21 protein-coding genes are annotated in these 22,722 nt (G+C 68.9%); 19 read left to right on the forward strand and 2 right to left on the reverse strand.

Going from position 1 to position 22,722, the window contains the following annotated elements:
- Nucleotides 1–23 precede the first annotated feature (23 nt).
- Complete coding sequence (locus tag ACCD06_RS31325) at nt 24–812, forward strand: alpha/beta fold hydrolase (RefSeq protein ID WP_413346105.1); 789 nt, start codon at nt 24–26, stop codon at nt 810–812.
- 20 nt (nt 813–832) lie between these two features.
- Here the strand turns inward: ACCD06_RS31325 and ACCD06_RS31330 are convergent, their stop codons facing one another.
- Entirely contained in the window at nt 833–1,165 is a 333-nt protein-coding gene (locus tag ACCD06_RS31330; RefSeq protein ID WP_413346107.1) for a DUF1289 domain-containing protein, read from the reverse strand.
- A 327-nt stretch (nt 1,166–1,492) separates the two neighbouring features.
- On the opposite strand from ACCD06_RS31330, the gene ccoG reads away from it, so the two are divergent.
- Both ccoG and ACCD06_RS31340 read left to right on the forward strand, forming a co-directional pair.
- Nucleotides 1,493–2,986, forward strand: coding sequence for a cytochrome c oxidase accessory protein CcoG (gene ccoG / locus ACCD06_RS31335; RefSeq protein ID WP_413346109.1), 1,494 nt, complete (start codon nt 1,493–1,495; stop codon nt 2,984–2,986).
- 352 nt (nt 2,987–3,338) lie between these two features.
- Nucleotides 3,339–4,805, forward strand: coding sequence for a PLP-dependent aminotransferase family protein (locus ACCD06_RS31340; RefSeq protein WP_413346111.1), 1,467 nt, complete (start codon nt 3,339–3,341; stop codon nt 4,803–4,805).
- Between the two features lie 4 nt (nt 4,806–4,809).
- Here ACCD06_RS31340 and ACCD06_RS31345 read toward each other — a convergent pair whose 3' ends face one another.
- Nucleotides 4,810–6,015, reverse strand: coding sequence for an ROK family transcriptional regulator (locus ACCD06_RS31345; protein WP_413346113.1), 1,206 nt, complete (start codon nt 6,013–6,015; stop codon nt 4,810–4,812).
- A gap of 416 nt (nt 6,016–6,431) precedes the next feature.
- Here ACCD06_RS31345 and ACCD06_RS31350 point away from each other — a divergent pair, with 416 nt between their 5' ends.
- The 16 genes from ACCD06_RS31350 to ACCD06_RS31425 all read left to right on the forward strand — a co-directional run bounded on the left by ACCD06_RS31350 (nt 6,432) and on the right by ACCD06_RS31425 (nt 22,706).
- Nucleotides 6,432–7,742, forward strand: coding sequence for an ABC transporter substrate-binding protein (locus ACCD06_RS31350; protein WP_413346115.1), 1,311 nt, complete (start codon nt 6,432–6,434; stop codon nt 7,740–7,742).
- A gap of 42 nt (nt 7,743–7,784) precedes the next feature.
- A complete protein-coding gene (locus ACCD06_RS31355; RefSeq protein WP_413346117.1) occupies nt 7,785–8,657 on the forward strand; it encodes a carbohydrate ABC transporter permease in 873 nt (290 codons plus the stop codon).
- A 2-nt stretch (nt 8,658–8,659) separates the two neighbouring features.
- Complete coding sequence (locus ACCD06_RS31360) at nt 8,660–9,490, forward strand: carbohydrate ABC transporter permease (RefSeq protein ID WP_413346119.1); 831 nt, start codon at nt 8,660–8,662, stop codon at nt 9,488–9,490.
- A 12-nt stretch (nt 9,491–9,502) separates the two neighbouring features.
- Nucleotides 9,503–10,528, forward strand: coding sequence for an ABC transporter ATP-binding protein (locus ACCD06_RS31365; protein ID WP_413346121.1), 1,026 nt, complete (start codon nt 9,503–9,505; stop codon nt 10,526–10,528).
- Between the two features lie 14 nt (nt 10,529–10,542).
- Entirely contained in the window at nt 10,543–11,316 is a 774-nt protein-coding gene (locus ACCD06_RS31370; protein WP_413346123.1) for an L-iditol 2-dehydrogenase, read from the forward strand.
- Between the two features lie 276 nt (nt 11,317–11,592).
- Complete coding sequence (locus ACCD06_RS31375) at nt 11,593–13,068, forward strand: mannitol dehydrogenase family protein (RefSeq protein ID WP_413346125.1); 1,476 nt, start codon at nt 11,593–11,595, stop codon at nt 13,066–13,068.
- Nucleotides 13,069–13,082: 14 nt separating this feature from the next.
- A complete protein-coding gene (locus tag ACCD06_RS31380; RefSeq protein ID WP_413346127.1) occupies nt 13,083–14,057 on the forward strand; it encodes a carbohydrate kinase family protein in 975 nt (324 codons plus the stop codon).
- A 515-nt stretch (nt 14,058–14,572) separates the two neighbouring features.
- Nucleotides 14,573–14,851: a phosphopantetheine-binding protein gene (locus ACCD06_RS31385; protein ID WP_109073762.1), complete on the forward strand. Its 279-nt coding sequence runs from the start codon at nt 14,573–14,575 to the stop codon at nt 14,849–14,851.
- On the forward strand, nt 14,851–15,495 hold the full coding sequence (locus ACCD06_RS31390; protein WP_413346130.1) for a hypothetical protein: 645 nt from the start codon (nt 14,851–14,853) through the stop codon (nt 15,493–15,495). Before ACCD06_RS31385 ends, ACCD06_RS31390 begins: the two co-directional genes overlap by 1 nt.
- The gene (locus ACCD06_RS31395) at nt 15,492–16,865 is read left to right on the forward strand and encodes an AMP-binding protein (RefSeq protein WP_413346132.1); all 1,374 of its coding nucleotides are present in this window, start codon (nt 15,492–15,494) and stop codon (nt 16,863–16,865) included. The genes ACCD06_RS31390 and ACCD06_RS31395 overlap by 4 nt, the downstream gene beginning before the upstream one ends.
- 11 nt (nt 16,866–16,876) lie before the next feature.
- Complete coding sequence (locus ACCD06_RS31400) at nt 16,877–17,185, forward strand: hypothetical protein (RefSeq protein WP_211103429.1); 309 nt, start codon at nt 16,877–16,879, stop codon at nt 17,183–17,185.
- Nucleotides 17,182–18,147, forward strand: a complete 966-nt coding sequence (locus tag ACCD06_RS31405; protein WP_413346134.1) for a hypothetical protein — start codon at nt 17,182–17,184, stop codon at nt 18,145–18,147. The genes ACCD06_RS31400 and ACCD06_RS31405 overlap by 4 nt, the downstream gene beginning before the upstream one ends.
- A 28-nt stretch (nt 18,148–18,175) precedes the next feature.
- Complete coding sequence (locus tag ACCD06_RS31410) at nt 18,176–18,736, forward strand: LolA family protein (RefSeq protein WP_413346136.1); 561 nt, start codon at nt 18,176–18,178, stop codon at nt 18,734–18,736.
- Nucleotides 18,733–21,093: an MMPL family transporter gene (locus tag ACCD06_RS31415; protein ID WP_413346138.1), complete on the forward strand. Its 2,361-nt coding sequence runs from the start codon at nt 18,733–18,735 to the stop codon at nt 21,091–21,093. Before ACCD06_RS31410 ends, ACCD06_RS31415 begins: the two co-directional genes overlap by 4 nt.
- On the forward strand, nt 21,086–21,904 hold the full coding sequence (locus ACCD06_RS31420) for a polysaccharide deacetylase family protein (protein WP_413346140.1): 819 nt from the start codon (nt 21,086–21,088) through the stop codon (nt 21,902–21,904). The genes ACCD06_RS31415 and ACCD06_RS31420 overlap by 8 nt, the downstream gene beginning before the upstream one ends.
- Nucleotides 21,897–22,706, forward strand: coding sequence for a class I SAM-dependent methyltransferase (locus ACCD06_RS31425; protein WP_413346142.1), 810 nt, complete (start codon nt 21,897–21,899; stop codon nt 22,704–22,706). The genes ACCD06_RS31420 and ACCD06_RS31425 overlap by 8 nt, the downstream gene beginning before the upstream one ends.
- Nucleotides 22,707–22,722: the final 16 nt, after the last annotated feature.

Genomic DNA, 22,722 nt, shown 5'->3' on the forward strand with positions numbered 1-22,722 from the left:
GACTGCACCAGCCACCGGACGACATGACCACCGCCGTCAGCGACCAGGACCGCCTCATCCCCACTCCCGCCGGCCGCCTCTATGTGAAGGATTGGACCCCGGACACGGAGACCGCCGGCACGCTCCCGCCCATCCTGTTGCTCCACGATTCGCTCGGCTGCGTCGATCTGTGGCGCAGCTTTCCCGCCCGCCTTGCCGCCGCGACGGCGCGGCGGGTCGTCGCCTATGACCGGCTGGGATTCGGGCGCTCCGATCCCCACCCCGGCGCCCTCCCCCGCGATTTCGTCGCGGCGGAGGCGCGGGATACCATCCCTCTCCTGCTCGACCATCTCGGCATCGGCGATTTCGTCGCCTGCGGCCACAGCGTCGGCGGCGGCATGGCTGTGGAGACCGCGGCCCGCTTCCCCACCCGCTGCCGGGCGCTGGTGACCATCGCCGCGCAGGCCTTCGTCGAGGAACGGACGCTCGACGGCATCCGCGTGGCGAAACAGGGCTTCCAGGATCCGGCGCAGCTCGCCCGGCTGGCGAGATATCAGGGCGACAAGGCACGCTGGGCGGTCGATGCCTGGACTGAAAGCTGGCTGTCCCCCGCCTTCGCCGACTGGACCCTGGACACGCCGCTGTCGCAGGTCCGCTGCCCGGTGCTGGCCCTGCATGGCGACCGCGACGAATACGGGTCGGCCGAGCACCCGGCCCGCATCGCCGCCGGACGCGGAACCGTCCGCCTCCTGCCCGACACCGGCCACGTTCCCCACCGCGAATGCGAGGACGAGGTGGTCGAAGCGATCCGGACCTTCCTTTCAGAAACCTGACGCGGCCCCACCGGCGGCGCCTATCCGGCCCGGCCGGCACCCGCCACGCGGTCGCGCTCGGCCCGCAAGGCGGCGAGCTTCGATTCCAGCTTGCCGATCTTCCGGTCGAGCTTGCGCAGGCGCTTGCGCGGCGCCTTTCCTTCGGCGGGGTCGGCCTGAACTGCTTGCCGGCCCCCTTGGGCGATCCTGTCGTTGATCGCCGCCTTGGCCGCGTCGCTCAGCCGCTTCCACCCCTTCACCTCCGCCTTGGTGCGGTGGCAGCCCAGGCAGGCACCGTCGCCACCGAACCGGCAGAGGCCGATGCAAGGGTTGTCCGTCGCCCTGCCCAACCTGTCCTTCGATTTTCCGCTCATCTGTCCTGTCGCGTGGTCGTCTCCAGTCGCAGACAAAGTGCGCCGCAAATCCGGCGCGGCAATGGCGGCTGACCACGCACCAAATCCATACAGTCCATGAGATCAACACCGAACCAGTCGATTGTATGGAGAAGTCAGGCTATCAAAGCCATGGGTATGATGCGTCAAACCGACGCACGACGGATTTCCCAGCACAAATTTCCGTACAATGCTCTTGAGCAATCCGTACGATTGATCCATACAAGCCGCATCGCCGGAGGGCCGCCGCTCCATGCGCCTGACAGGCACGGGCAGGCGGCCGGACGGCTTCTTCGTGCCAGGTGATCCATGCCCAGCGATGCGCCCATCATCACCCGCCGCCCGGACCATGCGACCGTCCCCCCGGAGCAGGCCCCGGCCCCAGGTCCGGCCTATGCCTCCCACCGCAAGATCCATCCCAAGGCGGTGCGCGGGCGATACCGGCGCGTGAAGACGCTGTTGGGCGTGGTCCTGCTGGCGCTGTTCGCCGTCATCCCCTGGCTGCGCTGGGAGCGCGGGCCGGGCCTGCCGGATCAGGCGGTCCTGTTCGACCTGGGCAGCCAGCGCTTCTACATCTTCGCCCTGCAGCTGTGGCCGCAGCATGTCTACTACATCACCGGCGTGATGATTCTGGCCGCCATCGGCCTGTTCCTGGCGACCGCGCTCGGCGGCCGGGTCTGGTGCGGCTTCACCTGTCCGCAGACGGTGTGGACCGACCTGTTCGTCTGGGTGGAGCGGCGGGTTGAGGGCGACCGCGGTGACCGCATCCGCCTCGACCGACACCCCTGGACCACCGGCTGGCTGGCGAAAAAGACGGTCAAGCATGCGGCGTGGCTGGCGGTCTCGCTGGTCACCGGCTTCCTCGGCATCGCCTATCTGACCGACGCGCCGACGCTGGCGGTCGATTTGCTGCGCTTCGACGCCTCGGCGCTCGCCGCCGGCTCCGTCCTGTTCATCGCCGCCTGCACCTATGCGATGGCCGGCTTCATGCGCGAACAGATGTGCTTCTACGTCTGCCCCTGGCCGCGCATCCAGGCCGCCATGCTGGACGAGGACAGCCTGGTCGTCACCTATCAGGACTGGCGCGGCGAAGGACGCGCGCCGCTGCGCAAGAGCGAGGGCTGGGACACCCGCACCCACCAGGGTTTTGGCGACTGCATCGACTGCGGGCAATGCGTCCACGTCTGCCCGACCGGGATCGACATCCGCGACGGCATCCAGATGGAATGCATCGGCTGCGGCCTGTGCGTCGACGCCTGCAACGACGTGATGGCACGCATCGGCCGGCCCGGCGACCTGATCCGTTTCGACACGCTGACGTCCCAGGCGGCGAAGGCCACCGCCGTTCCGCCGCCCCGCTACCGCCTGATCCGGCCACGCACCATCGTCTATGGCCTGATGCTGGTCGTGGTCGGCGGGGCGATGGCGATCGCGCTGGCGTTGAGGTCCAGCAACGACATCTCCGTTCTGCGCGACCGGGCGCCGCTGTTCGTGACGCTCAACGACGGCCGCATCCAGAACGCCTACACCATCAAGATCGCCAACATGTCGCTGGTGGAGCGCCACTACCGCCTCACCCTCGCCGGCCTGCCGCAGGCGAGCCTCAGCTTGTCCGGCGACGGCACCGAGGCCGGCGCGCTGTCGCTGTCCGCCCGCGCCAACGCGGTGGAGACCTACCGCATCCAGGTCCGCGTGCCCCATTCGGCCTTGACCGGCTCCTCCACCCCCGTGACCGTCACTCTGACTCCCGAAACCGGCGACGGCCAGCCCGTCCGGCACGACAGCGTCTTCCTGGCGCCGTGACCGAATCGCCCGCAGGAGCTTTCCCTCTCCCGCCCCGGGAGAGGGCATGGAGCCGACGGCCGCAGGCCGGACGACTGCAACGCAGTCGTAGGTGCAATGCAGTCGCGAGACTTGCGAGCGACTTCGGGGCCCATGCGGAGCATGGGAAGGGTGAGGGGTGATTCAAGGAGCTATGCGCTTCTGGATCCTTGCCCTACCCCTCACCCTCCCGCCTTCGGCGGGTCCCTCCCTCTCCCGGGACGGGAGAGGGCATTTATCGTCGATGTGTGATTGCTTGCGGCACCCGCACTGAAACGCGCATATGCTATCGACACTGCCGCAGCATGCAGGCAAGGGAACGGCCAGGAAATCCATGCAATCCGATAACGCAGGGCAAGCCGAAGCGGCGGACACCGGCATCTGGCAGCCCGACCTGACCAACCGCGCGCGGCCGGTCTATCTCGCCATCGCTGACGCCCTTGCCGGCGACATCGCCGGCGGGCGTCTCGCGGCGGGACAGCGGCTGCCGCCACAGCGGGTGCTGGCCGACCGGTTGGGGGTCGATCTGACCACCGTCAGCCGCGCCTACACCGAGGCCCGCCGCCGCGGCCTGCTCGACGCCCGTGTCGGCCAGGGCACCTTCGTCCGCGCACCGAATGCACCATCGGAAAGCGCCGCACCTGTCCCGTCCCAGCGCCCGGCCTTCGCCCCGGCCGCGGTCATCGACATGACCATGAACCAGCCGCCGCTGCCCGACTCGCCGGAGCTGCTGGACCGCGTGCGGCAGGGGCTGGCCCAGGCGATGCTGCACCTCGATCCGCAAGCGCTGCTGCGCTATCCCGAGGCCGACGCCGGTTTCCGTGCCGGGGAAGACGACCGTGCCGCCGGCGCACATTGGCTCGGCAGACGCCTGCCCGACCTTGAGGATAGCGGCCGGATCGTCGTCTGTCCCGGCACGCAGAGCGCGCTGCTGGCCCTGCTCTGCATGCTCACCCGCCCCGGCGACACCGTCTGTACGGAGGCGCTGACCTATCCCGGCTTCAAGGCCATAGCGCGGCAGCTTGGGCTGCGGGTGGTCGGGGTGGCGATGGACGGCGACGGGCTCGACCCCGACGCCCTGCGCGCCGCGGTGGAGGCCCATGCCCCGAAGGCGCTCTATTGCACCCCCACCCTGCACAACCCGACGACGGCGAACCTGCCGGCGGAGCGGCGCGCCGCCATCGCCGCCATCGCCCGCACGCACAACATCCCGATCATCGAGGACGACATCTACGGCGTGCTGCCGCAGGACGCCCCGCCACCCATCGCCGCGCTGGCGCCCGACGTGACCTTCCACGTCGTCGGTCTCGCCAAATGCGTGGCCCCCGGCCTGCGCGTCACCTATGTCGCCGCCCCCGACGCCCGTCAGGCGTCAAGGCTGGCCGCCACCCAGCGCGCCACCATCCTCGGCACGCCGCCGATCCCCGCCGCCGTCGCCACCCAATGGATCACCGACGGCACCGCCGACGCGCTGCTGACCGCCATCCGCGCCGAGGCCACGGCCCGCCAGCGCATGGCGCGCGACCTGCTGCCCCCCGAATCGGTCACCGCCCACGCGGAAGGCTTCCACCTGTGGCTGAGCCTGCCGCCGGCCTGGACGCGCGGGGAGTTCGCCGCCCATCTGCGCAGCGCCGGCATCGCCGCCGCCGTCAGCGACGTCTTCCTGACTGCCGGCCCGGCACCGGAGGCTCTGCGCATCTGCCTCGGCGCCCCGGTGAGCCGCGCCGATTGCCGCCGCATGCTGGAAACCCTCACCGACGCCCTCGACCAGAGCCCCGCCCTGGCCGGCATCGTGATCTGAGCCGTCAGACCAGATCCCGCGCCATGCCCGACCGCACCAGCAAATCGGTGTCGGGCGAGAACCGCGCTTTCAGCGGCAGCATCGCCGCCCCCAGCACGCGGGCCATCGGGCCGATGGAGCCCGCCAGCACCGGCGCCGCCTTCAGCCCCGACCGGTTGAAGCGCTCCACCGCCGCCGCCAGCCGTTGCGTGAAGCGGTCGCGCCAGGACGGCGGCAGGAAGCCGTCGACCACCACCTCCTGAAAATCGATGACGCTGAGCGCCGACACCACGGCGCGCGACAGCTCGGCACAGGCGGTTTCGGCCCAGGCGTCGAAGATGGCGTCCGCCCGCTCGCCGCTGCCGTCGGCCAGTGCGGCGGACAGCGCCGCCGACGGATCGATCCCGGCGGCCGCCAGTTCACGCTCCAGCAGGAAGATGGACGCGGCGTGAATCAGTTGCCCCGGCGCTTCTCCCCGGCCGTTCGATCCGGTGGGCATCGACCCGATGGCCCCGGCATTGCCCTGCTCGCCGCGGTAAAGCCGCCCGTCGATCACCACCCCACCGCCGATGAAGGTGCCGAGATAGATGTAGAGCGCGCTGCGGCTGGTGATGGCGTGGCCGGCGATCATCTCCGCCGCGCAGGCCGCCGCCGCGTCGTTGTACCGCGTCACCGGCAACCCGGTTTCCCGCGCGAAGGCGCCGCCGATGTCGGCATCGCGCCAGCCGTCCAGCGCGCCCGGCGCCAAGCCCAGTTCCGCCGACCACGCATGGATCTCGTCCGGCATGGCGACGCCCAGCCCGACCACCCGCGACCGCGCCGCCGGCGACAGATGCCCCAGCAGCCCGACCGCCTGGGCGATGGCGGTGGAGATCGTCGGCTCCGGCAGCGGCGCGTCGTAGCGCACCCGGCTCGCCCCCATCTCCTCGCCCAGCATGTTGATCAGGATCGCCTCGACGCTGCGCCGGCCGATCTTCACCCCCAGCGAATAGGCCCCCTCCGGGTTCGGCGCGATCGGGGTGGAGGGCTGGCCGACCTGCCCGCGCACCTTGTCCAGCTTGACCAGCAGCCCGTCTTCCAGCAGCCGGTTGACGATCACCGACGCCGCCTGCCCGCTCAGCCCGGTTTCCCGCGCGATTTCCGCCTTGGACAGCATGCCGGCCTGCAACAGCGCATGCATGACCAGCCGCTCGTTGTAGGCGCGCAGCCCGGTGGTATCGCCGCCCCGCATGCTCCCGCCGCCTCCTGCCTCGGATGTCACCAACAATCCGTATAACAACCGATCATAACAAAATCAAAGTGATTTACTTAGTGGCGCTCCTGAACCTTCGAAATGGCGCCGCTGGCTCCGTTCAGACCCTTGATCACCGTAGCAAGTCGCACCGGACAGACGCAAGCGCAGTACCGAAACCGGCTTACTCCTTGCCACAGACCTAGCCCACGACCAAGGCCTCGGTGCCATACGCCCCCGAATATCAAAATCAATGTGATTTATCTATTGCACCCCTCCGCCTCCTGCGCCATAGTGTTCGTGCGCCCTACAAACCGAATGCCGTGGACGCATGCGGAGGTCGGGCGACCAGTCGCAGAGGCCGGCGGAGCAAAGCCAAGGCGCGGCCGGACAGGACATTGGGGAGGAAAACTGGAATGAAGCGTGCGCTATCCTTGATCGGCGCGGCGGTCGCCGCGTTTCTCGGCAGCTCGGCACAGGCGGAAACGCTGTCGATCGCCACGGTGAACAACGGCGACATGATCCGCATGCAGAAGCTGTCGGAGCATTTCACCAAGGCCCATCCCGACATCACGCTGAACTGGGTGACGCTGGAAGAGAACGTGCTGCGCCAGCGCATCACCACCGACATCGCCACCAAGGGCGGCCAGTACGATGTCCTGACCATCGGCACCTACGAGGTTCCGATCTGGACCAAGCAGAAATGGCTGAAGCCGCTCGACAAGCTCGGCGCCAACTATGACGTCGAGGATCTGCTGCCCTCGATCCGCAGCGGCCTGACCACCGACGGCACGCTCTACGCCGCGCCCTTCTACGGCGAAAGCTCGATGGTCATGTACCGCAAGGACCTGTTCGAGAAGGCCGGCCTGACCATGCCGGAGGCGCCGACCTGGAGCTTCATCGGCGACGCCGCGCGCAAGCTGACCGACAAGCAGAACGAGGTCTACGGCATCTGCCTGCGCGGCAAGGCCGGCTGGGGCGAGAACATGGCCTTCCTCAGCGCCATGGCCAACTCCTTCGGCGCCCGCTGGTTCGACATGAACTGGAAGCCCCAGTTCAACACCGAACCGTGGAAGCAGACGCTGACCACATATCTCGGCCTGATGAAGGACGCCGGCCCGCCGGGCGCCTCCTCCAACGGCTTCAACGAGAATCTGGCGCTGTTCCAGACCGGCAAATGCGCGATGTGGATCGACGCCACCGTCGCCGCCTCCTTCGTCTCGAACCCGGCGCAGAGCAAGGTTGCGGACAAGGTCGGCTATGCGCTGGCCCCCGACACCGGTCTCGGCAAGCGGTCCAACTGGCTGTGGGCCTGGAGCCTCGCGGTTCCCGCCAGCAGCAAGAAGGGCGACGCCGCGCAGGCCTTCATCTCCTGGGCGACCTCCAAGGAGTATCTCGACCTCGTCGCCAAGGAAGAGGGCTGGGCCAACGTGCCGCCCGGCACCCGCAGCTCGCTCTATGCCAACCCCGAATACCGCAAGGCCGCTCCCTTCGCCGACCTGACGCTGAAGTCGATCCAGGCCGCCGATCCGCAGCACCCGACGGTGCAGGAAGTCCCCTACACCGGCGTGCAGTTCGTCGCCATCCCCGAATTCCAGGGCATCGGCACAGCGGTGGGCCAAGCCTTCTCCGCCGCGCTGGCCGGCCAGATGACCGCCGACCAGGCCCTGCAGAGCGCCCAGGCCCTGACCACCCGCGAGATGACCAAGGCCGGCTACATCAAGTAAGCGCACACGCCTCCCGCAACGTCGTTCCCCAAGGGTCGAGCCATGGCCACCGCCCATTCGCGTGCAGCCGCGCGCCTGACGATGTCTCCGGCCGTCGTCCTGCTGCTCGGCTGGATGCTGATCCCGCTCGCGATGACGCTCTACTTCTCCTTCCTGCGCTACAACCTGCTGATGCCGGGGCAGGAGGAGTGGATCGGCACGCTGAACTACCAGTATTTCCTGACCGATCCGGCCTTCTTCGCTGCGCTCGGCAACACGCTGACGCTCGTTGGCGGGGTGCTGGTGCTGACCATCGCCGGCGGGATCGGGCTGGCCCTGCTGCTCGACCGGCCCTTCTGGGGGCGGGGGATCGTCCGCCTGCTGATCATCGCTCCCTTCTTCGTCATGCCCACCGTCTCGGCGCTGGTGTGGAAGAACATGCTGATGAACCCGGTGAACGGCCTGTTCGCCGCCATCGCCAGGGGGCTGGGCCTCCAGCCCTTCGACTTCCTGGCCGAGGCGCCGCTGTCCTCGATCATCCTGATCGTGACGTGGCAGTGGCTGCCCTTCGCCACGCTGATCCTGCTGACCGCCCTGCAATCGCTCGACAGCGAAAGGCTTGAAGCGGCGGAGATGGACGGCGCCGGCGCGGTGGACCGCTTCATCCACATCATCCTGCCCCATCTGGCGCGTGCGATGACGGTGGTGACGCTGATCCAGACCATCTTCCTGCTGTCGGTCTTCGCCGAGATCCTGGTGACGACCAACGGCGGCCCCGGCACCGCCACCACCAACATCACCTACCTCGTCTATGCCCAGTCGCTGCTGCAGTTCGATGTCGGCGGCGGCTCCGCCGGCGGCATCGTCGCCGTCGTCCTCGCCAACATCGTCGCCGTCTTCCTGATGAGGATGATCGGCCGCAACCTGGACATCTGACCATGGCGCGCGCCGCAACCAACCGCCAGAAGCTGGTCGTGACCCTGGTCGCCTGGACCATCGGGATCGTGATCTTCTTCCCCATCCTGTGGACCGCGCTGACCAGCTTCAAGACCGAAGCCGAGGCCATCGCCAGCCCACCCTCCTTCCTCGCCTTCCACTGGACGCTGGAGAATTACACGGAGGTGCAGCAGCGCTCCGACTATTTCCTCCATTTCTGGAACTCGGTGGTCATCTCGGTCGGCTCGACGCTGATCGGCCTGATGATCGCGGTTCCGGCCGCGTGGTCGATGGCCTTCGTACCCGGCAAGCGCACCCGCGACGTGCTGATGTGGATGCTGTCGACCAAGATGCTGCCGCCGGTCGGCGTGCTGATCCCGATCTACCTGCTGTTCCGCGATTTCGGGCTTCTCGACACCCGCGTCGGTCTGGTCATCGTGCTGACGCTCATCAACCTGCCGATCATCGTCTGGATGCTGTTCACCTATTTCCGTGAAATTCCCGGCGAGATCCTGGAAGCCGCCCGCATGGACGGCGCCGGCCTGCGCGACGAGATCCTGTTCGTCCTGCTGCCGATGGCGGTGCCCGGCATCGCCTCCACCCTGTTGCTGAACATCATCCTGGCGTGGAACGAGGCCTTCTGGACGCTGAACCTGTCCGCCTCGCAATCGGCGCCGCTGACCGCCTTCATCGCCAGCTACTCCAGCCCGGAAGGGTTGTTCTACGCGAAACTGTCGGCCGCCTCGACCATGGCGGTCGCGCCGATCCTGGTTCTCGGCTGGTTCAGCCAGAAGCAGCTGGTGCGCGGCCTGACCTTCGGCGCCGTGAAGTAGGGGGACCCCGCTATGGGACAGATCACGCTCGACCGCGTCACCAAGAGCTTCGGCGACATCGCCGTCATCCCACCGCTGGACCTCACCATCGGCAATGGCGAGTTCGTGGTGTTCGTCGGCCCGTCCGGCTGCGGCAAGTCCACGCTGCTGCGCCTGATCGCGGGGCTGGAGGACGTGTCGTCCGGCTCCATCCGCATCGACGGCAAGGACGCCACCGCCCTGCCGCCGGCCCAGCGCGGGCTGGCAATGGTGTTCCAGTCCTACGCGCTCTATCCGCACATGACCGTGCGCAACAACATCGCCTTCCCGCTGAAGATGGCCCGGCTGGACAAGGCCGCCATCGACCGCAAGGTGGAGGCGGCGGCCAAGGTCCTGAACCTGACCAGCTATCTCGACCGCCGCCCCGGCCAGCTCTCCGGCGGCCAGCGCCAGCGCGTCGCCATCGGCCGCGCCATCGTCCGCGAGCCGACCGCCTTCCTGTTCGACGAGCCGCTGTCGAACCTCGACGCCGCGCTGCGCGTCAACATGCGGCTGGAGATCTCCGAGCTGCACGCCAGCCTCGGCACCACCATGATCTATGTGACCCACGATCAGGTGGAGGCCATGACCATGGCCGACAAGATCGTGGTGCTGAACGCCGGCCGGATCGAGCAGGTGGGCTCCCCCATCGACCTCTACAGCCGCCCGCGCAACCGCTTCGTCGCCGGCTTCATCGGCTCCCCCCGCATGAACTTCATCGAGGGCGAGGCGGCGCGCGGCGACGGCGCCGACTGCATCGGCATCCGTCCCGAACATCTGGCGCTGTCGACCGAAAGCGGCCGCTGGTCCGGCACCGTCACCGTGTCCGAACATCTGGGCTCCGACACCTTCGTCTATGTGCAGGTGGACGGCATCGGCACGATGGTGGCGCGGGCCGGCGGCGAGTTCCCCGTCCATCACGGCGACCGCGTCTGGCTGACGCCGCTGACCGAAAAGCTCCACCGCTTCGACGCCCAGGGCAACGCCCTGCCCGGCGCCGCCGAAGTCAAAGTGGCATGAAAGGCTCCACCTCCATGAAACGTCTCGACGGCAAATCGGCCATCATCACCGGCGCCGCCCGCGGCATCGGCCGCGCCTTCGCCGCCGCCTATGTCGCGGAGGGCGCCACCGTCGCCATTGCCGACATCAACCTCGCCGCGGCGGAGCAGGCGGCGGCGGAGATCGGTCCGGGCGCCTATGCCGTGGCACTGGACGTGACCGACCAGTCCTCCATCGACGCGGCGGTCGCCACGGTGGTGGAGCGGGCCGGCGGCATCGACATCCTGATCAACAACGCCGCCCTGTTCGACCTCGCCCCCATCGTCGAGATCACGCGGGAGAGCTACGACCGCCTGTTCTCGATCAACGTCGCCGGCACGCTGTTCACGCTGCAGGCGGTGGCGAAGCAGATGATCGCGCAGGGCCGCGGCGGCAAGATCATCAACATGGCCTCCCAGGCCGGGCGGCGGGGCGAAGCGCTGGTCGGCGTCTATTGCGCCACCAAGGCGGCGGTCATCAGCCTGACCCAGTCGGCCGGCCTGAACCTCATCAAGCACGGCATCAACGTCAACGCCATCGCCCCCGGCGTGGTGGATGGCGAGCATTGGGACGGCGTCGACGCCCTGTTCGCCAAACATGAGGGCCTCCAGCCCGGCGAGAAGAAGCGCCAAGTCGGCGAAGCGGTCCCCTTCGGCCGCATGGGCCGGGCCGAGGATCTGACCGGCATGGCGATCTTCCTGGCCAGCCGTGAGGCCGGCTACATCGTCGCCCAAACCTACAACGTCGACGGCGGCAATTGGATGAGTTGAAGAACTTCCCTCTCCCGCCCCGTGATCCCCTCTCCCCTGGGAAGAGTCCCCTCTCCCCCCCGGGGAGAGGGTTAGGGTGAGGGGGACGCACAGCGAGGACCCTCAAGAATCGAACACTCCTCGCACCCCACCGAATCCACGCCACGCATCCCCCTACCCCGACCCTCTCCCCGCTTTCGGCGGACCAAAGGTCCGCCTGTCGCGTCAGCGCAAACGAAGTTTGCGCGTGAGCGGGGGGAGAGGGAGGATCCCCCGATCCCCCGCAGGACCCCCGCCATGACCATCGCCCTTTCCGCCGCCACCCTCCCCGACATCGCCGCCCGCGCTTCGGTGCCGGCCTACGACCGTTCCGCCCTGACCGCCGGGATCCTGCATTTCGGCGTCGGCAACTTCCACCGCGCCCATCAGGCGGTCTATCTCGACAGCCTGTTCGCCCAGGGCCGCGACCATGACTGGGCCATCCTCGGCGCCGGGGTGATGCCGTCGGACCAGCGCATGCGCGACGCGCTGGAGGGCCAGGATTGGCTGACCACCGTGGTCGAGCAATCCGGCGCGCAGAGCCTCGCCCGCGTCACCGGCGCCATGATCGGCATGCTGCCGGTCGGCGACGCCGACGCCATCATCGCCAAGTTGGCCGATCCCGCCATCCGCATCGTCTCGCTGACGGTGACGGAGGGCGGCTATTACATCGACGCCGCCGGCAAGTTCGACGCCAACCATCCGGCCATCCGCGCCGACATCGCCGTGCCCGCCCGGCCGACCACAATCTTCGGCCTGATCGTCGCCGGTCTGGCCCGCCGCCGCGCCGCCGGCACGGTGCCCTTCACCGTCATGTCCTGCGACAACATCCCCCACAACGGCGTCGTCACCCGCAACGCCGTGCTGGGCATCGCCAAGGGCATCGACGCCGGCCTCGCCGCCTGGATCGACGCCGAAGTCGCCTTCCCCAATGGCATGGTCGACCGCATCACGCCTGCCACCGGCGTGCAGGAGCGCGAGACGCTCGACCGCGATTTCGGCATCGCCGACAACTGGCCGGTCTTCTGCGAGGACTTCACCCAATGGGTGCTGGAGGACCGCTTCTCCGCCGGCCGTCCGGCGCTGGAAGCGGTGGGCGTGCAGTTCGTCCCCGACGTGACGCCCTTCGAGACGATGAAGATCCGCATCCTAAACGGCGGCCATGCGGTGATTGCCTATCCCGCCGGCCTGCTCGGCATCACCTACGCGCACGAGGCGATGGAAACCCCGCTGATCCGCGCCTTCCTGCAGAAGATCGAGCAGGAGGAGATCATCCCGACCGTGCCGCCGGTGCCGGGCACCGACCTTGCCAGCTATTTCGGCATCATCGAGCGCCGCTTCGCCAACCCCAAGATCAAGGACACCATCCGCCGGCTCTGCCTGGACGGTTCCAACCGCCAGCCGAAATTCATCGTCCCGTCCATCGCCGACCGGCTGAAGGCCGGCGCCGGCATCGAAGGTCTGGCGCTGGAATCGGCGCTGTGGTGCCGCTACTGCTTCGGCACGACCGACGACGGCCAGCCGATCGAGCCGAACGATCCCAACTGGGACCGCCTGACCGCCGTCGCCCGCCAGGCCCGCACCGAGCCGACGGCGTGGCTCGGCATGGACGACGTCTATGGCGAGGTCGGCCGGGCGCAGCCCTTCCGCGACGCCTTCTCCACCGCCCTGCGCGCCCTGTGGACGGACGGCACCCGCGCCGTGCTCGCCCGCTATGCCGGCGTCTCCAACTGAAGGACGACCCCGCCATGACCGCCATGCCGTCACCCGACGTGATTTGCCCCGACGTGCTGTGCTTGGGCGAGGTGCTGATCGACTTCATGCCCGCCGGCCCGGCGCAGCCCGGCGTGATCGGCGCCTTCGATCCGGCGCCGGGCGGCGCGCCGGCCAACGTCGCGGTCGGGCTGGCCCGGCTGGGGGTGCGCAGCGCCTTCATGGGCCGGACGGCGGCGGACGGCTTCGGCCGCTTCCTGGCGCGCGCACTGACCAACGCCGGCGTCGACGTGTCCCGCCTGCGCCTCGTTCCTGATACCAAGACCCCCGTCGCCTTCGTCTCCCTCGACGAGGAGGGGGAGCGGGAGTTCCTGTTCTATGGCGAGCCGATGGCCGGCTTCTCCACCACCGACCTCGACCTCGACGCCATCGCGGCGGCCCGTCTGCTTCATTGTGGCTCCATCGGCCTGATCGATCCGGCCGCGCGCGAAGCCAGCCTGCTTGCAGTTCAAACGGCACGCAGCCATGGCCGGCTGGTCTCCTTCGACGCCAACCTGCGCCTCGCCCTCTGGCCCGACCGCGCAACGGCGGAACGCCTGATCCGCCAGGGCATTGCCGCCGCCGCCATCGTCAAGCTGAGCGACGAGGAACTGGAATTCCTGACCGGCAGCACCGATCCAGACACCGCCGGCCGCAGCCTGTGGCATGACGGCTTGCGGCTTCTGGTGGTGACGCATGGCCGCAACGGCTGCACCTTCCTGACCGCCCACGCCTCGGGCCATGTGCCGGGGATGGCCGTCACCGCCGTCGACACCACCGGCGCCGGCGACGCCTTCGTCGCCGCACTCCTGGCCGGCATCCTTGAGGATGTGGACACCGCCTTCACCCCCGACCGCCTGCGCGACATCTGCCGCTTCGCCAACGCCGCCGGCGCGTTGACCACCACCGCCCCCGGCGCCATCCCCTCCCTGCCCGACCGCGCCGCGATCGACCGGTTGCTGGCCCGCTGAGGCAGGGCGTTTTTGAAGCTTTCAGTGGTGTGGCGCCGGGCTCGGGATTAGAGTTTCCGGATCAACTCCTCCCTCATTCCCACCCGCGACTATCCCCTCTCCCCCCCGGGGAGAGGGTTAGGGTGAGGGGGATGCGTGGCGAGGATCTGCAAGCATCCCGCACCCCCCGATTTCCACCAAATCCACGCAATGCATCCCCCTCACCCCGACCCTCTCCCCGGGGGGGGAGAGGGAGAATGAAACACTGAACACCCCGCCCAAAACTGTTCCATAGCGTTCCAAATGTTCCACTCCTAGGCTGCCACTCGCCCCCAACCACCACCGATTCAAAGAAACTCAATCTTTAACAAAACAAATTGATCACTCCAAAATAATGATGGCGCGGCTCCGGGTGCCTAGCTATCGTGACATCTGAAATTGCGAATCCTGCCACTTAAATACGGCGTTCTATACCCAATGGTTATATCCAAAGGGGTAGAATATCCCAGAAGCGGCAGGCGTTGCTTTAGTGAGGCATGATGAGTGACTTGCAGACCCTGTCGCCGACCGAACTTGAATTGGCGACGCTGATCGTGAACACCCTCACCCTGGAAGCCGACCCGGAGGACATCGACCCGGACGCCCCCCTCTATGGCGAAGGGCTGGGGCTCGATTCCATCGACATCCTGGAGGTGGCGCTCGCCGTCTCCAAGACCTACGGGGTGAAGCTGCGGGCGGACGACGAGAACAACACGAAGATCTTCTCCTCCCTGCGCACCTTGAACAGCCACATCCAACAGCTCAAAGCCGCCTGATGCCGTCCGCCGCCGCCTGGACCAGGGGAGGGGCCGCGGTGGGCGCCGGCCTGTCGCTCTTCGCGCTCTATCCCCTGCTGGTCCATGGCGCCATCGTCGCCGATCTCGACGCCGACACCGCGCTGGTGCTGGCGCTGGTGCAGGCCGGGGTCACCGGACTGGTGGTCGGCCGGGCCGCGCCGCGCTTCCGCTGGATCGCGCTGGCCGGCGCCATCGCCCTGTTCGGCCTGTCCTGGCGCTCCGCCCGCGACGGGTTGCTGGCCGCCTCGGCGATCAGCCATGCCGCGATCTATGTCGGCCTGCTCGTCCTGTTCGGCCGCACCCTGCTGGCCGGGCGGGAGCCGCTGATCACCTGGATCGCCCGGCGCATCCGCGGCAGCCTGACCGACGAGATGCTGGTCTATACCCGTCGCGTCACCATCGCCTGGTGCCTGTTCTTCGCCGGCCAGCTGGCGATGTCGGCCCTGCTGTTCGCCTTCGCTCCGCCGACGGTCTGGTCCTTCTTCATCAACGTCCTAGACCTGCCTCTGGTCGCCGCGATGTTCCTGACCGAATACGCCTACCGCCTGCGCAAGTTCTGGAATTACTCCCACGGCTCCATCGCCGACGTCGTCCGCGTCTTTTCGGAGCGGCCAAACCCATGACGATGCTGTCCACCACGCGCCTGCCGCTGCTGCGCCACGGCGGTCCCGACGACCTGCTCGCCCTGCATGACGGCCGGCCGGTGACGGTGCGGACCTACCTCGCCGCAGTGCGCGATCTGGCCCGCCGGCTGCCGGACGGCGCCTATCTGCTGAACCTGTGCGGCGACCGCCTGGGATTCGCCGTCGCTCTCGGTGCGGCCCTGCTGCGCCGGCAGATCAGCCTGCATCCCCCCAACGACACCCCGGCCACGCTGCGCCAACTGGAAGAGAGCTATCCCGGCCTGATCTGCCTGACCGATGCAGGCGCAACCTACCCCGGCATGACCTGCATCCAGGCGCTTCCCTCCGGCGGTCTCGACAGCCTGTCCGCTCCGCCCATCGACACCGACCTTGCCTTCCCGGCCGATCAGGTGGCGGCCATCGCCTTCACCTCCGGCTCCACTGGCCGGCCGATGCCGCAGGTGAAAAGCTGGGGCACCCTGGTGCGCAGCGTCCATGGCGCCGGCACCGCGCTGGAGATCGCAAATCTCGGCTCCGCCGGCCCCTCCACCTGTTGTCTGGTCGGCACCGTGCCGCACCAGCACATGTACGGCCTGGAATCGGTCATCCTGCTGGCGCTCCAGCATGGTCTGGTCCTGCATGGCGGCCGACCGCTCTTTCCCGCCGACATTGCCGCCAGCCTCGCCGATCTCCCCGGCCGCCGCATCCTGGTGACCACCCCGGTTCACCTCCAGGCCCTGCTCGCCGACGGCACCGATCTGCCCCCGCTGGACTTCATCCTCTGCGCCACCGCCCCCCTGGCCCCGCAGCTCGCCATCGACGCCGAGGCGAAGCTGGGCGCCCCGCTGCACGAGATCTACGGCTGTTCGGAGACCGGTCAGCTCGCCGTCCGCCGCACCAGCGCCACGGCGGAGTGGCTCTGCATCGACGGCATCCGCCTGCGCCAGGACGAACAAGGCACCTGGGCCTCCGGTGACTTCCTCGACGGCGAGACCCTGCTGGCCGACGTGATCGAGCTGAAGAGCGACACCCGCTTCATCCTGCACGGCCGCTCCGCCGATCAGGTCAACATCGCCGGCAAGCGCAGCTCGCTCGCCTTCCTCAACCACCATCTGAATTCGGTCGAGGGCGTGATAGACGGCGTTTTCTTCATGCCACGGGAGGGGGAAAGCGGGACCACCCGCCTCGCCGCCCTGGTGGTCGCCCCCGGCCTGACCGCCGAGACCCTGCTGGCCCGCCTGCGCGAGCGGATCGACCCGATCTTCCTGCCGCGCCCCCTGCGTTTTGTCGATGCCCTGCCGCGCAACCCGACCGGCAAACTGCCGCGCGAGGCCCTGCTGCGGATGCTCGACGACAGCCGACCCGACTAGGTGCCGCCGCCGTGCCCAACCAGACCGACATCCACTTCCCCGCCGACCATCCCACCGCCGCCGGGCATTTCCCCGGCAACCCGATCATTCCCGGGGCCGTCCTGCTCGACACCGCCCTGGCCGCCATCGCCACGGCGGAAGACCTCGCTCCCGGCCCGTGCCGCCTGCGCGCCGCCAAGTTCCTGCACCCGGTCCGCCCCGGCGACCGCATGCTGGTCGAATGGCAGGCCAGCCCGACCGGCGCCATCGCCTTCTCCGGCAGCGTGGCGGGCCGTCCCGTGATGACCGCCACCATGTTGACCGGCAGCGTGACCTCATGAAGATCCCCCTGCGCGCCAAGCCGGCAGCGGACGCCACGGCCTCTCCCATCGCCGCGCCACCGCCGCGCCGCCGTCGCCGCAAGGAGTGGATGAACCGGCCGGAGCGCAGCACGACGACCGCCATCAAGTTCATCGTCTGGGTCGCCCTGCGGCTCGGCCGGCGGGCGGCGCGGCTGCTGCTCTATCCGATCTGCCTCTATTTCGTGCTGTTCTCGCGCAAGCCGCGCCGGGCGTCGGCGCTGTTCCTGTCAAAGGCGCTGGGCCGCACCCCCAGCTTCGGCGACCTGTTCCGGCACTATCACGTCTTCGCCGCCTGCCTGCTCGACCGCGTCTTCTTCCTGAACGACCAGTCCGACGATTTCGACATCCGCGTCCATGGCGAGGACATCGTCATCGACCTGATGCAGCGGGGGGAGGGCTGTCTTCTGCTCGGCGCCCATATGGGCAGCTTCGAGGCGATCCGCATGCTGGGCCACCGCCAGCGCGACCTGCGCGTCAGTCTGGTGATGTACGAGGAGAATGCCCGCAAGATCAACTCGGTCCTCAACGCGATCAACCCGCTGCTGTCGATGGAGGTGATCGGGCTGGGCCGGCCGGATTCGATGCTGCGCGTGCGCGAAAGGCTGGACCAGGGCCATTTCGTCGGCATGCTCGCCGACCGCACCCTGGACGGGGAGGAGGAGGTCCGCCTGCCCTTCCTCGGCCAGCCGGCCGGCTTCGCGCTCGGTCCCTTCCAGCTGGCGGCGATGCTGAAGCGGCCGGTGGTGCTGATGGTCGGGATCTATCAGGGAGGCCGACGCTACGACGTCCATTTCGAGCGCATCGCCGATTTCTCGGATGTGCCGGTGCAGGACCGGCCGGGCCTTGTCCGCTGGGCGGCCGGGCGCTTCGCCGACCGGCTGGAGCAGCACGCCCTGTCCTCCCCCTACAACTGGTTCAATTTCTATGATTTCTGGAAATAGACCGGCCCGCCGCCCAATCCTGGCGGGCTTGGCCGCCCTCCTGCTGTCGGGCATCGCCCTGCCGGCCCCGGCGGCCGAATCCTGGGGCCTGGAGGATTTGTTCGCCGGCTTCGCCAAAATCCCCAGTTCCAATGCCCGCTTCACCGAAACGCGCGAGATCGGCATGCTGACTGCCCCGCTGGAAAGCAGCGGCACGCTCAGCTACCGCCGTCCGGATTTCCTGGAAAAGCGCACCCTGCAGCCCCAGCCGGAAGGCCTGCGGCTGGAGGGCGACCGACTGACCCTGACCCAGGCGGACGGGGCGTCCCGCACGCTGTCGGTCTCGGCCATGCCGGAAATCCAGACCTATGTGGAGAGCATCCGCGCCACCCTGCGCGGCGACGTTCCCTCCATCATGCGCTTTTACGAAGTGGCCCTGGAAGGCGCGCCGCAGGACTGGCGCATGCAGCTGACCCCCCGGGCGGAGGAGGCGCGCAAGATCGTCCAGCGCATCGTCATCGCCGGCGGCGACACGACGATCCGCCGGATCGAGGTCCTCCAGGCCGACGGCGACCGCTCCGTCATGAACATCCAGCCGGATCCGGCATGACCGCTGCGGTGCGACGGGGCGGATGGGCGATCGCGCTGTGGCTGGCCGGGCTGATCGCCTGCGACCTGCTGGTGGAGCGCACGCCGGTCACCGCCGACCTGTCCGCCTTCCTGCCGCGCTCCCCCTCCGCCACCCAGCAGTTGCTGGTCGACCAACTGCGCGACGGCGTCGTCTCCCGCCTGATCCTGATCGCCATCGAAGGCGCCGAGCCGGATCACCTGACCGGGGTCAGCCGCGACCTCGCCGCCCGTCTGCGCGGCAACCCGCTGATCGCCGCCGTGGAGAATGGCGAGCGGACCGGACGCGGTGCCGACGGCGCCTATCTCTGGACCAACCGCTATCTGCTCAGTCCCGGCGTCACCGCCGACCGCTTCACCGTCGACGGTCTGCACGAAGCCCTGCAGAACGACCTGCGCCTTCTGCAATCGCCCGCCGGCATGGCGCTGAAGCAGGCTCTCTCGGCTGACCCCACCGCCGAGATCCTGCGCCTGACCGACCGGATGCTGGGTGATTCTGCCGGCCCCGCCAGCCGTGACGGCGTGTGGGTGTCGTCCGACGGGGCGCGGGCGCTGCTGCTGGTGCAGACCACCGCCCCCGGCTTCGACATGGACGCCCAGCAGAAGACGCTCGACCTGATCCGCGGCGCCTTCGACGAGGCAGAGGCGACGACCGGCCCCGCCCGGCTGGTGATGACCGGACCGGCCGTCTTCTCCGTCCAGACCCGCGACCGGATCGAGGCGGACGCCACCCGATCCTCCATCATCGCCACGCTGCTGGTGGCCGGCGTCCTTCTGCTGGTCTACCGATCTATTCGCGCATTGGCCCTGTCGCTGCTTCCGGCGGCGACCGGTGCGCTGGCCGGGGTCGCGGCGGTTGGACTGGGCTTCGGCACCGTGCATGGCATCACGCTGGGCTTCGGCGTCACCCTGCTGGGCGAGAGCGTCGATTACGCCATCTACCTGTTCACCCAGACCCAGCCGGGCAGCCCGGCGCGCCGCACCCTTCTCCGCATCTGGCCGACATTGCTGCTGGGGGTTGCGACCTCCGTCGTCGGCTTCGGCACGATGCTGTTCTCCAGCTTCAGCGGCTTGGCGCAGCTCGGCCTCTTCTCGATCACCGGGCTGGTGGTGGCATTGGCGGTTACCCGCTGGGTGCTGCCGGTCCTGCTGCCACAGGACTACTCCACCGAACGCCCGGCAAGGCTGGCGCCGCTGCTGACCGCCTTGACCCGTGCCGCCCCGGCCTTGCGCCTGCCGCTGGCCGCCGTGACGCTGCTGTCTCTGGCATGGCTGGCCTATCAGGGCCCGACCGTCTGGTCGGCGGAACTGTCCAGCCTCAGCCCGATCTCTGAAGCCGACCAACGGCTTGACGAAACGCTGCGCCGCGACCTCGGCGCCCCCGACGCCGGCCATCTGCTGGTCACCAGCGCGCCGACGGTGGACGAGGCGCTGGCCGCCGCCGAACGCCTGTCCGCCCCGCTGGAGGCACTGGCCCGCGACCATCTGATCGCCGGCTACGACTCCCCCGCCCTCGTCCTTCCGAGTCAGGCGACCCAACGCGCCCGCCAAGCCGCCCTGCCGCTGCCCGACCAACTGCGCGCCACCCTGACCCAAGCCCTGCAAGGTCTGCCCTTCCGCCCCGATGCCTTTGCGCCCTTCCTGGCTGACGCCGAAAAGGCGCGGACACAACCGCTGTTGACCAAGGCCAGCCTGGACGGCACCAGCCTAAAGCTGAAATTCGACTCCCTGTTGGTCCGCACCGGCACCGGCTGGACCGCCATGCTGCCCCTGCGCGGCGTCACCGACCCGCAGGCGCTCAGCATCCGGCTGGCCGGCGACCCGGCGGCGAAGGGCGCCGTCCTGATGAACCTGAAGGACGAATCCGACAGCCTCTACCGCACCTATAGGCAGGAGGCGCTGACGCTGGCCGTCCTCGGCGCCATTGCCATCACGGTGCTGCTGGCCGCGGCCCTGCGGTCCGTCCACTCGCTGGTCGCGGCGGTGATGCCGCTGGCCGCGGCGGTGGTCATCACCATGGCGCTGCTGACCGCGCTGGGCCAGACGTTGACGATCTTCCATCTGGTGGGCCTGCTGCTGGTGGTCGGTGTCGGCTCCAACTATTCCCTGCTGTTCGAGCGGCCGGAGCCGTCCGTCGCCTTACGCGAGCGCACCGTCGCCTCCGTCGCCATCGCCAACCTCTGCACCGTCATCGGCTTTGGCACGCTGGCTTTTTCCGCCATCCCCGTGCTGCATGGCATCGGCATGACGGTGGCCGTCGGCGCCTTCCTCAGCCTCGCCTTCGCCGCGGTGCTGAGCCGGCAGCAGCCAGCCGGAGCGGAGGCCCCAAGCCATGGCTGAGCTTCGTTGGACCCCATCGCCGCTGCTGCACGCTTCGGCCGCCCTGCACGTCGCCGCCCTGGCCGGTGTGACGGCTTTGCCCGCGGCATGGCCCTGGGCACTGGCCGCGGTGGCCGGCAACCATGCCCTGCTTGGCGCCATCGGGCTCTGGCCGCGCAGCAGCCTGCTCGGACCCAACCTGCGACGCCTGCCGGCGGCCAATGCGCAGCGGGGCGAAGTCGGCCTCTGCTTCGACGACGGCCCCGATCCGGAGGTGACCCCCGCCGTCCTCGACCAACTCGACCGCGCGAACGCCAAGGCAAGCTTCTTCTGCATCGCCGACCGTGCCGCCCGCCACCCCGCCCTGATCGACGCCATCGTCCGGCGCGGGCACACGGTGGAAAACCACAGCTGGCACCATTCCCACCGCTTCGCCGCCATGGGCATCGGCGCCATCCGCCGCGAGGTTGGGGAGGCGCAACGCATCCTGACCGACCTTGCCGGCCGGCCGCCGCGCTTCTTCACGCCGCCGGCCGGCCTTCGCAATCCCCTGCTCGACCCCGTGCTCGCCGGCTTCGGCCTGCGTCTGGCGACCTGGACGCGGCGCGGCTTCGACGCGGTGCGGCGCGACCCGGCGGGGGTGGAACGGCGCCTCGTCCGCGATCTCGCCCCCGGTGACCTGCTGATGCTGCATGACGGCTCCGCCGCCCGCGACGGCAATGGCGATGGTGGCGGCCGGCCGGTGGTGCTGACGGTGCTGCCGCGCCTGCTCGACACATTGGCCGCCCGTGGGCTGACGGCCGTTTCGCTGGAGGTGGTGGCCGATGACTGACGCCGTCTTCCGCGATCTGGTCGCCGCCGCCGCGCGGCCCTATCGCCGCTGCGGTCGCTACGCCTGGCATTTCGCCAAGGGCAAGCTGGTCGGCGATCCCGTCTTTCGCCACCTGCTGAGCCAGCCCCTGCTGCCCGCCCATGGCCGGCTGCTCGACCTCGGCTGCGGCCAAGGGGTTCTGCCGGCATTGCTGCGCGCGGCGACGGAGCGGTACGCAGCCGGTGACTGGCCGGCCGACTGGCCCGCCCCTCCTGCCGCCCTCGCCACGCAGGGTGTCGAACTGTCGCCCAGGCGGGTGCGGATCGCCCAATCGGCGTTGGGCGCCGACGCCGTCGTCCAGGGCGACGTCCGCAACGCCGACCTGCCGCCATGCGACGCCATCGTCATCCTCGACGTGCTGCTCTACCTCAGCCGGAGCGAACAGGCGGCAATGCTCGCCCGCTGCGCCGACGCGCTGCCGCCCGGCGGACTGCTGCTGCTGCGGGAGGCGGATGCCGACGGCGGCCTGCCCTTCCAAATCACCCGCTGGGCGGAGCAGATCGCCTGCGCCGCCCGTGGCCGCTGGCGCCAACCCCTGACCTACCGCCCGGCGGCGGAGTGGTCCGCCCTGCTGGCCGACCTGGGCTTCGCCACGGAGGCTCTGCCGATGAGCCAGGGCACACCATTCGCCAACACCTTGTTCATAGGCCGCCGAAGCAACGCTTCAGTCCAAATTTGTCCTTCCGGGCATGAATTTTCCAATGCTAGCATTTCACTGAAAATGAAACCGCAATCCGCCGCTCTACCTGCCCAACGATCATAAGAATTTCATCGTGCAT

Source organism: Azospirillum sp. CT11-132, from assembly GCF_047302835.1.
In the GTDB taxonomy this organism is placed as follows: Bacteria; Pseudomonadota; Alphaproteobacteria; order Azospirillales; family Azospirillaceae; genus Azospirillum.